This is a genomic window from Streptomyces sp. NPDC057543 (assembly GCF_042801895.1).
Lineage (GTDB): Bacteria > Actinomycetota > Actinomycetes > Streptomycetales > Streptomycetaceae > Streptomyces.
Genome location: NZ_JBHVFF010000268.1, coordinates 1 through 12,067 on the forward strand (window position 1 = coordinate 1; position 12,067 = coordinate 12,067).

General features: G+C 71.2%; 12 protein-coding genes. 3 read left to right on the top strand and 9 right to left on the bottom strand.

Annotated elements, in window-relative coordinates:
- Positions 1 to 145: 145 nt before the first annotated feature.
- Complete coding sequence (locus tag ACFU8Q_RS32585) at positions 146 to 499, bottom strand: hypothetical protein (RefSeq protein WP_384461011.1); 354 nt, start codon at positions 497 to 499, stop codon at positions 146 to 148.
- 357 nt (positions 500 to 856) lie between these two features.
- Between ACFU8Q_RS32585 and ACFU8Q_RS32590 the strand changes: the two genes are divergently transcribed.
- Both ACFU8Q_RS32590 and ACFU8Q_RS32595 read left to right on the top strand, forming a co-directional pair.
- Positions 857 to 1,903 (top strand): NlpC/P60 family protein, encoded by a 1,047-nt coding sequence (locus tag ACFU8Q_RS32590; RefSeq protein ID WP_384461014.1) that lies wholly within the window; start codon positions 857 to 859, stop codon positions 1,901 to 1,903.
- Positions 1,904 to 1,943: 40 nt separating this feature from the next.
- Positions 1,944 to 2,717, top strand: a complete 774-nt coding sequence (locus ACFU8Q_RS32595; protein WP_384461017.1) for a GNAT family N-acetyltransferase — start codon at positions 1,944 to 1,946, stop codon at positions 2,715 to 2,717.
- A gap of 27 nt (positions 2,718 to 2,744) precedes the next feature.
- On the opposite strand, the gene ACFU8Q_RS32600 is transcribed toward ACFU8Q_RS32595, so the two are convergent.
- Positions 2,745 to 3,440 carry a response regulator transcription factor gene (locus ACFU8Q_RS32600; RefSeq protein WP_326767293.1) on the bottom strand — a complete coding sequence of 232 codons (696 nt, stop codon included), beginning with the start codon at positions 3,438 to 3,440 and terminating at the stop codon, positions 2,745 to 2,747.
- The gene (locus ACFU8Q_RS32605) at positions 3,424 to 4,725 is read right to left on the bottom strand and encodes a PspC domain-containing protein (protein WP_384461021.1); all 1,302 of its coding nucleotides are present in this window, start codon (positions 4,723 to 4,725) and stop codon (positions 3,424 to 3,426) included. Before ACFU8Q_RS32605 ends, ACFU8Q_RS32600 begins: the two co-directional genes overlap by 17 nt.
- Before the next feature lie 180 nt (positions 4,726 to 4,905).
- On the opposite strand from ACFU8Q_RS32605, the gene ACFU8Q_RS32610 reads away from it, so the two are divergent.
- Positions 4,906 to 6,243, top strand: a complete 1,338-nt coding sequence (locus tag ACFU8Q_RS32610; RefSeq protein WP_384461023.1) for a PspC domain-containing protein — start codon at positions 4,906 to 4,908, stop codon at positions 6,241 to 6,243.
- Here the strand turns inward: ACFU8Q_RS32610 and ACFU8Q_RS32615 are convergent.
- The 6 genes from ACFU8Q_RS32615 to guaA all read right to left on the bottom strand — a co-directional run bounded on the left by ACFU8Q_RS32615 (position 6,238) and on the right by guaA (position 11,688).
- Positions 6,238 to 6,384 (bottom strand): hypothetical protein, encoded by a 147-nt coding sequence (locus ACFU8Q_RS32615; RefSeq protein WP_384461026.1) that lies wholly within the window; start codon positions 6,382 to 6,384, stop codon positions 6,238 to 6,240. The two genes, ACFU8Q_RS32610 and ACFU8Q_RS32615, sit on opposite strands and share 6 nt — an antisense overlap.
- Positions 6,385 to 6,399: 15 nt before the next feature.
- Positions 6,400 to 6,933, bottom strand: a complete 534-nt coding sequence (locus tag ACFU8Q_RS32620; RefSeq protein ID WP_384461041.1) for a DoxX family protein — start codon at positions 6,931 to 6,933, stop codon at positions 6,400 to 6,402.
- A 178-nt stretch (positions 6,934 to 7,111) separates the two neighbouring features.
- Entirely contained in the window at positions 7,112 to 8,380 is a 1,269-nt protein-coding gene (locus tag ACFU8Q_RS32625; RefSeq protein WP_384461029.1) for a hypothetical protein, read from the bottom strand.
- Between the two features lie 113 nt (positions 8,381 to 8,493).
- Positions 8,494 to 9,264, bottom strand: coding sequence for a class II aldolase/adducin family protein (locus ACFU8Q_RS32630; protein ID WP_384461032.1), 771 nt, complete (start codon positions 9,262 to 9,264; stop codon positions 8,494 to 8,496).
- 111 nt (positions 9,265 to 9,375) lie between these two features.
- Positions 9,376 to 9,954 carry a Uma2 family endonuclease gene (locus tag ACFU8Q_RS32635; protein WP_384461035.1) on the bottom strand — a complete coding sequence of 193 codons (579 nt, stop codon included), beginning with the start codon at positions 9,952 to 9,954 and terminating at the stop codon, positions 9,376 to 9,378.
- Between the two features lie 138 nt (positions 9,955 to 10,092).
- On the bottom strand, positions 10,093 to 11,688 hold the full coding sequence (guaA, locus tag ACFU8Q_RS32640) for a glutamine-hydrolyzing GMP synthase (protein ID WP_384461038.1): 1,596 nt from the start codon (positions 11,686 to 11,688) through the stop codon (positions 10,093 to 10,095).
- Positions 11,689 to 12,067 lie beyond the last annotated feature (379 nt).

The following is a 12,067-nucleotide window of genomic DNA, read 5'->3' on the forward strand; positions in this document are numbered from 1 at the left end:
CTCGGCGCCTCGGCCTCAGCTCTCAGGGCTCGGGGCCTCAGGGCTCGGGGCCTCAGGGCTCGGGGCCTCAGGGCTCGGGGCCTCGGGGCTCAGGGCTCAGCTCTCAGGGCTCGGGGCCTCGGCCTCAGCTCTCCGGCCTCGGCTCTCAGGTCCAGAGCGTGGCGATGAAGATGTTGGCGAGCGTCAGCCCGCCCACGGCCGAGAAGGCGCCCTTGTCGACCTTCTCCTCGTCCCGCTTGATGTAGACCAGCGCGAGGATGACGACCAGGAGCAGCAGCTTGACCCCGATCTTGATGTTGTTCACGGGGTTGTCGTCGGCCTGGTTGAGCCCGACCAGTGCGACACCGGTGACCAGCATCGTCAGTGCGCCGTGCAGCATCGCCGGGACGAACCGGGCCGTGCCCGCGCCCATCGCCTTCATCTGGGTCAGGAAACCGCCCAGCAGAGAGGCGATCCCGATGATGTGCAGGGCGACGAAGACATGAATGAGTACGTCCATGAGGCCGCAGCCTAGCCCCGCCCATATCACCACTCCGCAGGCAGGTGCGGCTTCCTGCCGCTTCACTCGTGTCTGCACCAATTGCCTTACTCTGTTGTTATTTTTCCGATCAGACAGAGACAGTGCCGCGCCAAAATGAGGCAATAGGCGTCATTACGACTCTTCCCCGTGCCCCGGGTTTAGCGTCCCTGAGCAGGTGACCGTCTTCACCGCCGCTCCGCACCCGGACGGCACACCGGTCACCACGCCGAGAAATCCGGCGGCGGACCGCTCTCCTGTTGGTGACCCGCCGCCGGACCTCCGGCGGGCCCGCCGGTAGTCCCCGACGGGCAGTCGCCAGGAAGGACGCACGCCCCCGTGGCAGCGCACCGGAAACCCAAGCAGCGCCCGTACACCGGCTCCGCTGCCCGCACCGCGGCCACCCTGGCCTTCGCCGGGGCCGCCACCGCTGCCGTACTACCGGGTTCGGCGCACGCCGACCCCCAGCCAACCCCCGCCCAGATCAAGGCCGAGGCGGACCGGCTCTACCACGACGCGGAGGTCGCCACCGAGCAGTACAACGGCGCCAAGGAGAAGGCGACCGCCGCCGCCGACGCCGTCGACACCCTGCGCGACGAGGCCGCCCGCAGGACCGAGCGCCTCAACGCCTCGCGCAACGCACTGGGTTCGCTCGCCGCCGCGCAGTACCGCACCGGCGGCCTCGACCCATCCGTACAGCTGGCGCTCTCCTCCGACCCCGACCAGTACCTGGAGCGCGCGTCGTACGTGGACCGGATCGGCGACCGCCAGGCCGCCGAGGTCGACGAGGTCGAACGACAGGTCGCCCGGATCGCCCAGCTGCGCTCGCAGGCCAAGGGCAAGCTGGCGGCGCTGGCATCGCGCCAGGCCGAGCTGAAGAAGCACAAGGCGACGATCAGGACCAAACTGGCCGACGCACAACGGCTCCTCGCCGCCCTGTCCCCGGCCGAGCGCACCGCCTACGAGGGCTCGGACGGCGTGCGCTCCGCCGGCCGCGCCGACCGCGGCATCGCGCGCGGCCCCGTACTGGCCCCCGACTCCCGCGCCGCCGAGGCCGTCGCGTTCGCGTACGGGGCGCTCGGCAAGCCGTACGTCTGGGGCGCGACCGGCCCGTCCTCGTTCGACTGCTCCGGGCTCATCCAGGCCGCCTGGCGCTCCGCGGGCGTCTCGCTGCCCCGGACCACGTACACCCAGATCAACGCCGGACAGCACATCTCACGCTCCGAACTTGCCCCGGGCGACCTGGTGTTCTTCTACTCGGGCATCAGTCATGTCGGGCTCTACATCGGCAACGGCCAGATGATCCACGCCCCACGCCCGGGAGCGCCGGTCCGGATCGCGCCGATCGACCAAATGCCCTTCGCCGGAGCGACCCGGGTGGCATAGGCTCCCGGCTTCCGACCGATAGGCAAGAGGACACCCACACATGCCCATGGACGTCGAGGTCCAGACCCACGCCCGTACGCTTGCCCTGCGCTCCCCCGGCCATCTGCGGGTCGGCCCCTTCACCGTGCGGTACAACCCGGACTGGTCGATCAAGTACGCCAATTACGCGATACCCGACCGGGACGCCGAGCCGACGGCCGAGGACCTCGACGTGCTGATCGCGGCGTTCCGCGAGCGCGACCGGCTGCCGCGGCTGGAGTATCTGCCGGGCTGGGCGCCCGCGGTCGAACCGGCCCTGCTCGCCGCCGGGTTCACCGTCGAGAACCGGGCGCCGATCCTGGCCTGTGCCCCCGGTGACCTGCTGTCGCCGAAGCCGGTGGACTCCCTCGTGATCGCCGAACCGGTCACCGACGCGGAGTTCGACGCCGCGGCGCTCGTCCAGCACCACGGCTACGGCGGCACCGGCGAACCCGAGGGCGGCGAGGCGGCCTGGCTGCGCGCGGCGGCCGGGGGCGGCGGGGTCGCGGCCCTCGCCACGGTCGACGGCGTCCCGGCGGGCGCCGGCGGCTGCTCGATCCCGGTCGACGGCCTCAGCGAACTGGCGGGCCTCGCCGTCGTCGAAGCCTTCCGCCGCCGCGGCATCGGCGCCGCGCTCTGTGCCCACCTGACCGCGACCGCCTTCGAGCGGGGCTGCCGGGTGGTGTGGCTGGAGCCGGGCGACGCCGATGTGGAACGGATCTACGCGGGCATCGGCTACCGCCGGGTCGGCGAGAAGCTGAACATCTCGCTCGACCCCGACGGTGCGGCAGGTTAGAACGAACGCCGGAACCGGGCCGTCGACTCAGACCAGCCGTCGCGCCGTCGCCCACCGGGTCAGCTCGTGCCGGTTGGACAGCTGGAGCTTGCGCAGCACCGCCGAGACGTGCGACTCGACCGTCTTCACCGAGATGAACAGTTGCTTGGCGATCTCCTTGTACGCGTAGCCGCGGGCGATCAGCCGCAGCACCTCGCGCTCGCGCTGCGTCAGCCGGTCCAGGTCTTCGTCGACCGGCGGCGCGTCCGTGGAGGCGAAGGCGTCGAGGACGAAGCCGGCCAGCCGGGGCGAGAAGACCGCGTCGCCGTCCTGGACCCGGAAGACCGAGTCGACCAGGTCGGTGCCGGTGATCGTCTTGGTGACGTAGCCGCGGGCGCCGCCGCGGATGACGCCGATGACGTCCTCGGCGGCGTCCGAGACGGACAGCGCCAGGAACCGCACCGGGTTCTCCACGGCGCCCATCAGCGGTGCGCAGCGGCGCAGCACCTCGACGCCGCCGCCGCCCGGCAGATGGACGTCGAGGAGGACGACCTCGGGGCGGGTCGCCGTGATGACGGTGACCGCCTGGTCGACGTCGGCGGCCTCGCCGACCACCTCGACGCCCGTCTCCTCGGTGCGGCCGATCTCGGCCTGGACGCCGGTGCGGAACATCCGGTGGTCGTCGACGAGCACGACCCGTACCCGGCGCTCCGGGCCCCCGGTCGCCTCAGTGGTCTCCGTCATCGCTCGCCCTCTCCATTTCCAGCTCGACTTCCGTGCCCCCGCCGGGCACCGAACGCAGCCGCGCCGTACCGCCGTTGCGCTGCATCCGGCCGATGATTGATTCTCGTACGCCCATTCTGTCCCCCGGTACGGAATCCGGATCGAATCCCGGGCCCCGGTCGCGTACCGAGACGAAGACCGTGCGGCCCTCGACCTCGGCGTAGACCTGGACGGCGCCGCCCTCGCCACCGTACTTGGCGGCGTTGACCATCGCCTCGCGCGCGGCCTGCATCTGCGCGGCCAGCTTCTCGTCCAGCGGGCAGTCGCCGACGACGACGACCTCCAGCGGGACGCCGTGCTTGTCCTCGACCTCGGCGGCGGCGCGTTTGACCGCCTCGGCAAGGGTCTCGGGTTCGTCGTCCTCGTCCTTGCCGGTGCCCTCGGGGTTGTACAGCCAGTTGCGCAGTTCGCGTTCCTGGGCGCGGGCCAGTCTGCGGACCTCGCCCGCGTCCTCCGCGTTGCGCTGGATCAGGGTGAGGGTGTGCAGCACCGAGTCATGGACATGGGCGGCGACCTCGGCGCGCTCCTGGGCCCGGATGCGCATCGTGCGTTCCTCGGAGAGGTCCTGGGTCATGCGGACGAGGTAGGGGCCGGCCAGCAGCGCGATGCCGGTGAGGACGGCGATCGCGGCGGTGAGGACGTTGCCGAGCTGGGCCGCGGAGCCGCGTACCACCATGAAGACGGCGAGACCCAGGCCGACCAGGGCGACCCCGGCCAGCGCCCGGGCCAGGTGCAGGACCCGACGGCGGCTGCCGACCTCCATCCAGCGGGCCCGCCGGGCGTTGTCGGCCTGCCGCCACACCAGCACGGAGCCGGCGCCGATCAGCAGCGTGGGCCAGATGTAGCGGTCGGCGCCGCTGCCCATGTCGACGTTGCCGACGAAGATCATGGCGCCGATGAACAGCGCGATGAGGGCGAAGATCTGGCCCCTGTCGGGTTTACGGAGCCGGCGTCTGCCGTCCGGGGCGGTCTCGAAGACGGAGCGCGGCGCCTCCACGCCACCGACACCGAGCGGGACGACGATCCAGAACACGGCGTAGAGCAGCGCGCCGAGGCCGTCCGCGAAGAACAGGCCGAGGAAGACGAACCGTACCCAGACGACGGGCAGCCCGAGATGCCCGGCGAGTCCGCGCGCGACGCCGCCGAGCATCCGTCCGTCGGCGCTGCGGTAGAGCTTGCGCAGTGGCAGCTCCTCCGGATCGGTTCCGGGGGAGCTCGCGGCGGCTCGGGGGGTGGCGGCTGGCATGACCCGATGGTCACATGCCCGCACGGGCGACGGCATCAGGGTCCGCCCCGGACTCGACCCTGAGAGAGCTCGGCTCCGGGGGAACGAGCGGTTCCCCCAGGGGTCCCGCGGGCCAATATCAGGGATCGGCCAGGGTCGGCGCGGGTCCCGGACGGGCGCCCGGCCCGTCACCATGGAGCCATGACCGTTCCCCAGGACGCCTCCCCCGGCGTCGCACCGCCCCCGGCCCCGGGACCTCACCTGCGGCGCAGCTCGCGGCACAAGGTCGTGGCCGGGGTGTGCGGCGGGCTCGGCCGGTACTGCGACGTCGATCCGGTGATCTTCCGGATCGTGCTCGGTGTGCTGTCCGTCACCGGCGGCATCGGGCTGATCTTCTACGGCTTCGCCTGGCTGCTGATCCCGCTGGAGGGGTCGGACGAGAACGAGGCGCGCCGGCTGCTGTCCGGTCGCGTAGAGGGGGCGTCACTGATCGCGGTGCTGCTCGCGCTGATCGGTTGCGGCTTGTTCCTCTCGATGCTGGGCAACGGCGGCACGCTGGCCTTCTCCGCGATGCTGACGCTCGCGGTCGTCGGCTTCGCCGTCTGGACGCAGAACCGCAGGACCGCGGCGCCCGAGGACCCGCTGCATCCGGCGACCGCGCAGGCGGTGGCGGACGCGCCGCCCGAGGTGAAGGCCCCGCCCACGCCGGGCAGCCCGTCGTGGTGGCGGGACCCGATCATCAAGGACGGCACCTCGGGGCCGGTCGGCCTCGGCTATCTGTGGGGCCCGGCCGACACGGTGCCCGCCGACCCGGCGGTACGGCCCCGGGGGGCGACGCCGGAAGACCCGTTCCGCGCGCCCCGGCGGGAGCCCGGCACCACGGGCCCGGTCTCGATCGGCGGTCTCGTGTTCCTGTTCGCGCTGATCGCGGGCGGGCTGGGCACGGGGCTGAGCTGGGGCTCCCACCCCCTCGGCACGAGTCTGCAGATCGGTCTGGCCGGTGCGCTCGCGGTGTTCGGGCTGGGCATGCTGGTCAGCGCGTTCCTCGGACGGACCGGGTTCGGCACGGTCATGCTGTCGATGATCACGGCGGCCCTGCTGGCGGGCGCTTCCACGCTGCCCAAGAACATCACCACCCAGTGGGTGCGCGAGGGCTGGCGGCCGGCCACGGTGGCAGCGGTCCGGCCGCACTACGGACTGGGCACCGGGGTGGCGCGACTGGATCTCACGGAGATCAGGGTTCCGCCCGGCGACACCGTCCGTACGGAGGTCAACGTCGGGGCGGGCCGCGCGGTCGTCGTCGTGCCGAAGGCGGTGACGGTGAAGGTGGACGCGCGGGCGAACCTCGGCGACATCACGCTGCCGCTCAGCCGGCCGAGCGGCGCACCGGCGGGCAAGGCGCGCGAGGTGGACGTCAATCCTTCGCAGAACGAGCACAGGACGCTGCCGCCGCCACCGGGGAGCAAACCGGCCGGCACGGTCGAGCTCACTCTCGAAGTCGGCATCGGACAGGTGGAGGTCACCCGTGCTGCGTCATGAGATCCGCCCGGGACGGGCGGTGGCGGGCGTGGTCATGCTCGCGCTGGCAGCGGGATACGCGGCGGACGCGGCGGGGGCCTGGAACGCCCCGTGGATGTTCTTCTTCCCGCTGTTCTTCGGCGGCCTCTGGCTGGCCGCCACCGCGACCTGGGTGAACTACCTGATCCGGCGCCGTCGGGACGCGAGGAGGGCGTCCACGGAGAACGCCGCGGCCCCGCCGAGCAGCAGCGGAAGCCAGGCCATGAGGTAGGCCAGGTCGTTGCCGAAGTAGTACGGCTCGACCTGCCAGCTCACCGTCAGCCACAGGCTCAGCGAGATCAGCGCCCCGCCGAGCGCGGCGAGCCGCGCCCAGAGCCCGATGAGGGTGCCGATGCCGACGAGGAGTTCGCCGATGGCGATGGCGTACCCGAAGGCGCCGGGGCTCTTCAGCGCGAAGTCGACGAGGGCCGGGATCGCGGACGAGTCGCGCACCGCGTGCATCGTCTCGCCGATGGACCCGGCGCCGCTCGCGCGGAAGAAGGAACTGTCCATCAGTTTGTCGAGCCCGGCGTAGATGAAGGTGGCCCCGAGAAAGATCCGCAGGGGCAGCAGGGCATGCTCCCGTGCCAGCTCCTTGAGCCCTCTCGGCTCACCCAGACCGCGTACGTTCGTATCACCCAGACCGCGTACGTTCGTGCTGAAACCCTGCATGTGGCTGCCCGCCTTCCGTAGATCCGTCACCAGACCATACGTACGCGATAAACGCACTGTTCACCTGGTGGGGGGGTCCGATCGGCCGGTGTCCATGGGCCGTCCGAGCAGCTGATCGGCCCATCGGCCGGTGTTCATCGGCCGACGTCCGCCCGCCCGGCGGGGCTGTCTCGTGCCGTCAGTCCGTCACATCGATCTCGACCCGGTTCGTCTCGACCCCGGCGGCGGTCACGACCTGCACCTCCACCAGCCCCGGTTCCACCTCCACCGGTACCGGCACGGTGAGCACGCCGTCGGTCGGGTTGGCGAAGCCGCCGGTGACCGGGACCAGCGGCACATGCACATGGACCCGGCCGATCCGCACGATCATGCGGGCCAGCCGGTCCGGCGCCCCGGCGCCGGGCGGCACGAAGCCCGCACCCCGGATCTCGATGTCGTCGCCGGTACGGATCGGCGCGTCCAGATCCCCGGCCTCCCGGGCCCGGACCACCGAGAGCACCACCGGGCGCCCGCCCTCCACGTACTTCCCGGCGAAGTACGCGAGCGCCGAGACGGTGACCAGCAGCGCGAGGCCCCAGGGCAGGTCGGGCAGCTGCTCGGGCCGACGGGCCAGCCGGACCGCGGCGAACAGCACGGCGACGGTGCTCACCAGCACGTACTGCACATCCGTGAAGCTGCCCCGTCCCGAGTCGTCGGTGAGCAGATCCGCGGCGCGCGGCCGCTCGGCCCGCAGCTTCTGCAGCCGCCCGGACAGGGCGCGTACGGTCACCACCCGGCGTACGACGACGGCAACGGCGCACACCAGTGCCAGCACGGTCACCACCCCGGCGCCCCGGGACAGCTCCAGCCCCTCGATCAGTTCGTCGCGCTCGGCATGGCCGGAGGCGCCCGCCAGCTGGAGCGCCAGCACGAGGACGGAGAAGACGGCGATCAGCACCCAGGACGCGGCGACCGCCCGGGAGGTGGAGAGCCGGTTGTCCTCGCCGATCACCGGGGCGAACAGGCCGCCGCGGGCCCGGTGGACGTGGGCGGCGGCGGTCAGCAGGCCCGCGGTGAGGAGCCCGGCGACGAGCCCCGCCGTTCGGGCGTTGGTCCAGCCCGCACCGATGGCGGTGACGGCCTCGGCGACGACCAGCACGGCGACGCTCCCCCACACCGCGATCAGGGTGCGCCGCCACACCCGGTACAGCCAGGCGTCGCCCGCTTCCCGGCCCCGTTCGGCCACGGTCCTGGCCGACTGGGTCAGTTCGTCCGAGACCCACTGGCGGGTCGCGGAGGCGGACTGGGCGACCCCGGGCGGCAGCCCCTGGCCCGCGGCGAATTCGTCCCGTTTGGCCAGGAAGGCGGCCACCGCGCGCCGGTGGCCCTCGCGCGCCCCGTGCGGGCAGTCGCCGCACGTGCAGCCGCCGCCGTGCGTGCCGCTCGCCCTCGCCTCGTCCAACGCCACGGAGAACGCCGCCCTTTCAAGCCCCGGTACAGCCAACTCTGCTGTGATTGCTGCGAATTGTGCCGTACGACGGGGCTACGGGCCGCATCGGGGCGGCCCGTCGGCGCGTATCGTCAGAATGTGCGACCGATCCGGCGCCACAGCGGCTGGTAGTTGATCCAGGCGACCAGGTCGCTACCGAGCTGCTCACGCGTGGCGACGGCGTCCCGGTGCTCGATCAGCACCGGCTTTCCGGCCGCCCGCGCGGCCAGTTGCACCTGGCAGGAGCGTTCCAGCGCGATGAACCACCAGGCGGCCGCGTCCACCGAGTCGCCGACGGTCAGCAGCCCGTGGTTGCGCAGCACGATCGCCTTGTGCCCGCCGAGCGCGGCGGCGATCCGGCGCCCTTCCTCCTCGTCCACCACGACGCCCGTGTACGCGTCGTACAGGACGTGGTCCTCGTAGAAGGCACAGGATTCCTGGGTGATCGGTTCGATGAGCTCACCGAGCGCGGCAAGGGCCCGTCCGTGCAGGGAGTGGGTGTGCGCGACGGCGACGACGTCCGGACGCGCCCGGTGCACCTGCGCATGGACGGCGAACGCCGCCTGATTGACGTGGTGCCGCCCCTCGACGACCTGCCCGTCCCCGTTGACCAGGATCAGCTCGTCCGGCGCGAGCCCGTCGAAGGGGGCCCCGAAGGGGTTGACCCAGAAGCAGTCGGCGAACTCCGGGTCCCGCGCGGTGAGGTGACCGGACACACCGTCCTCGTACCCGTACGCGCCGAACAGCCGCAGCGCACCGGCCAGCCGCTCCTTGCGGTACGCGCGCTCCTCGTCGACCGATTGGTGGACGGGCGGCAGCGCGAACTGCAGTTGTTCCACAGGTATCGGTGCGGGCTCGGGCATGGCGGCTCCTCCGGACTCCCAGGGCGTACGGAACCGGAAGTTACCGCCGGTTGCCGCAAGTGGCCAGGGGTGTCGGGGAACGATCCGTCGTGGGGCCGGGAATGGGCTCCTTCAGGGGCGGCGACGGTTGATCGCGGTGAGGTCGATATCGATGGGGAAGGGGGTGTCCAGCTTCAGCCTGCTGTGATGGATGCCGGTGGCCACGTAAGCCCTGAGCGCGGGATCGAGCTCGTAGACGTACACCACCGGGAGGCCCTCGTTCTGCTCCACCCGCCAGAAGTACCGGACGCCTGCGGCAGCGTATTTGCGGGGCTTGGCCTCGCGGTCCCTGTCTTCCGACTCCTCCGAGACGACCTCCACGGCCAGAATGACGTCCTCCGGCCGCAGCCACGTGTCGTTCGGTCCGGTATCCGCTCCGAGCGGAACCACGAGCACGTCCGGCTCCGGCCGGTTCCGCTTGTTCAGCCTGATGCTGAATTCCCGGAAGACATCGAGACCGTCCGGAGCCTGGTCGAGAAGTGCGTTTTCCAGCAGACGCATGGTTCGCATACGAAACTTTGTCTGCGGACTCATGAAAACGAGACTCCCGTCGATCAACTCCGTGCGCCTCGGCAGATTCGGCAGCCGGTCGAGGTCGTCAGCAGTCCAGCCACCGGGCGGCGGAACGGGATAGTTGTACTTCTCGTCCAACTCGAACTCGGGTGGCGGCGCTCGTGATTGCTCCCATGGGAGTGAGTCTCGTCCAATAAGCCAGCCTACCCAGCTGGTACGACAATGCCGCCGCCCAAACGAATGAGCGACGGCATCAGCGTGGACCCTGCAAAAAGGTCACTCCCACTCGATGGTGCCCGGCGGCTTGCTCGTCACGTCGAGCACGACGCGGTTGACGTCGGCGACCTCGTTGGTGATGCGGGTCGAGATCTTGGCGAGCGTCTCGTACGGCAGGCGCGACCAGTCGGCCGTCATGGCGTCCTCGGAGGAGACCGGGCGCAGGACGATCGGGTGGCCGTAGGTGCGGCCGTCGCCCTGGACGCCGACCGAGCGGACATCGGCGAGCAGGACCACCGGGCACTGCCAGATGTCGCGGTCCAGACCGGCCGCGGTCAGCTCCTCGCGGGCGATGGCGTCGGCCTCGCGGAGCAGGTCGAGCCGGTCCTTGGTGACCTCGCCGACGATACGGATACCGAGGCCGGGGCCGGGGAACGGCTGGCGCTGGACGATCTCGTCGGGCAGGCCGAGCTCCTGGCCGACCATCCGGACCTCGTCCTTGAACAGCTGGCGCAGCGGCTCGACGAGCTGGAACTCGATGTCGTCGGGGAGACCGCCGACATTGTGGTGGGACTTGATGTTGGCGGTGCCGGTGCCGCCGCCGGACTCGACGACGTCCGGGTAGAGCGTGCCCTGGACGAGGAACGCGACGTCCTCGCCGGCCGCGCCCGCCTCGGCGACGAGCTCGGCCTGGGCCTGCTCGAAGACGCGGATGAACTCGCGGCCGATGATCTTCCGCTTCTGCTCGGGGTCGGAGACCCCGGCCAGCGCGGTCAGGAACCGCTCCTCGGCGTCGACGACCTTCAGCTGGACGCCGGTGGCGGCCACGAAGTCCTTCTCGACCTGCTCGGTCTCGCCCTTGCGCATCAGGCCGTGGTCGACGTACACGCAGGTCAGCTGGGAGCCGATGGCCTTCTGCACGAGGGCTGCGGCGACCGCGGAGTCGACTCCGCCGGACAGGCCGCAGATGGCGCGCTTGGTGCCGACCTGCTCGCGGATCAGCGCGATCTGCTCATCGACCACATTGGTCGTGGTCCAGGTCGGCTCGATGCCGGCGCCGCGGTAGAGGAAGTGCTCCAGGACCTGCTGGCCGTGCGTGGAGTGCAGGACCTCGGGGTGGTACTGGACGCCGTAGAGCTTCTTCTCGTCGTTCTCGAAGGCGGCGACCGGTACGACGTCGGTGGACGCGGTGACGGTGAAGCCCTCGGGGGCGGCGGAGCAGGCGTCGCCGTGCGACATCCAGACCGACTGCTCGGCAGGCGTGCCCTCGAAGAGCGTGGAGCCGGACTTGGAGACGGTGAGCGGGGTACGGCCGTACTCACGGGCACCGTTGTCGTCGACGGTGCCGCCGAGCGTGGTGGCCATCAGCTGGAAGCCGTAGCACATGCCGAAGACCGGGACCCCGGCCTCGAAGATCGCCCGGTCGAGGGAGGGCGCGCCCTCCGCGTACACCGAGGAGGGGCCGCCGGACAGGATGATCGCCCGGGGGTTCTTGGCCAGCATCTCGGCCACCGGCATCGTGGACGGGACGATCTCGCTGTAGACCCGGGCCTCACGGACGCGTCGGGCGATGAGCTGGGCGTACTGCGCCCCGAAGTCGACAACCAGGACCACGTCGGTGGCGATGTCGGGGGCGGCGAGGGGTGCTGCTGGCACGGGCGGCCTTCCGGCGGTGAAGGGGGGGGTCGGTTTTATCGATTCTACCGGTCTGCCCGGGTGACGGGGTCGGCCGTCGTCCCACCCCGGACCGGGGGCACGGAACCAGCCGTCGCCCCACCCCGGACCGGGGGCACGGAACCAGCCGTCGCCCCACCCCGGACCGGAGATGCGGGAAGCGCGGGCTGCGGAGCTGCCTCCGGGTGGTGTCTCACCATCCGGGCGCCGTGTTGGCCCGGCCGGACGGACCGGGTCATACTGATTCCATGCGACAGCACACGACCTTCGTCTTTACCTATGGCATCCGGCCCGCCGGCTGCCATGGTCGTGCTGCTTGATCCACTGACAAGCAACGTTCCAGGCGCCCCGGGCCGAAAGG

What these genes read in the sequence shown, in the direction of transcription:
- ACFU8Q_RS32605 (WP_384461021.1), bottom strand. Translation starts at nt 4,725, where the DNA reads ATGCCAGCCGCCACCCCCCGAGCCGCCGCGAGCTCCCCCGGAACCGAT.
- ACFU8Q_RS32585 (WP_384461011.1), bottom strand. Translation starts at nt 499, where the DNA reads ATGGACGTACTCATTCATGTCTTCGTCGCCCTGCACATCATCGGGATC.
- ACFU8Q_RS32630 (WP_384461032.1), bottom strand. Translation starts at nt 9,264, where the DNA reads ATGCCCGAGCCCGCACCGATACCTGTGGAACAACTGCAGTTCGCGCTG.
- ACFU8Q_RS32595 (WP_384461017.1), top strand. Translation starts at nt 1,944, where the DNA reads ATGCCCATGGACGTCGAGGTCCAGACCCACGCCCGTACGCTTGCCCTG.
- ACFU8Q_RS32600 (WP_326767293.1), bottom strand. Translation starts at nt 3,440, where the DNA reads ATGACGGAGACCACTGAGGCGACCGGGGGCCCGGAGCGCCGGGTACGG.
- ACFU8Q_RS32610 (WP_384461023.1), top strand. Translation starts at nt 4,906, where the DNA reads ATGACCGTTCCCCAGGACGCCTCCCCCGGCGTCGCACCGCCCCCGGCC.
- ACFU8Q_RS32620 (WP_384461041.1), bottom strand. Translation starts at nt 6,933, where the DNA reads ATGCAGGGTTTCAGCACGAACGTACGCGGTCTGGGTGATACGAACGTA.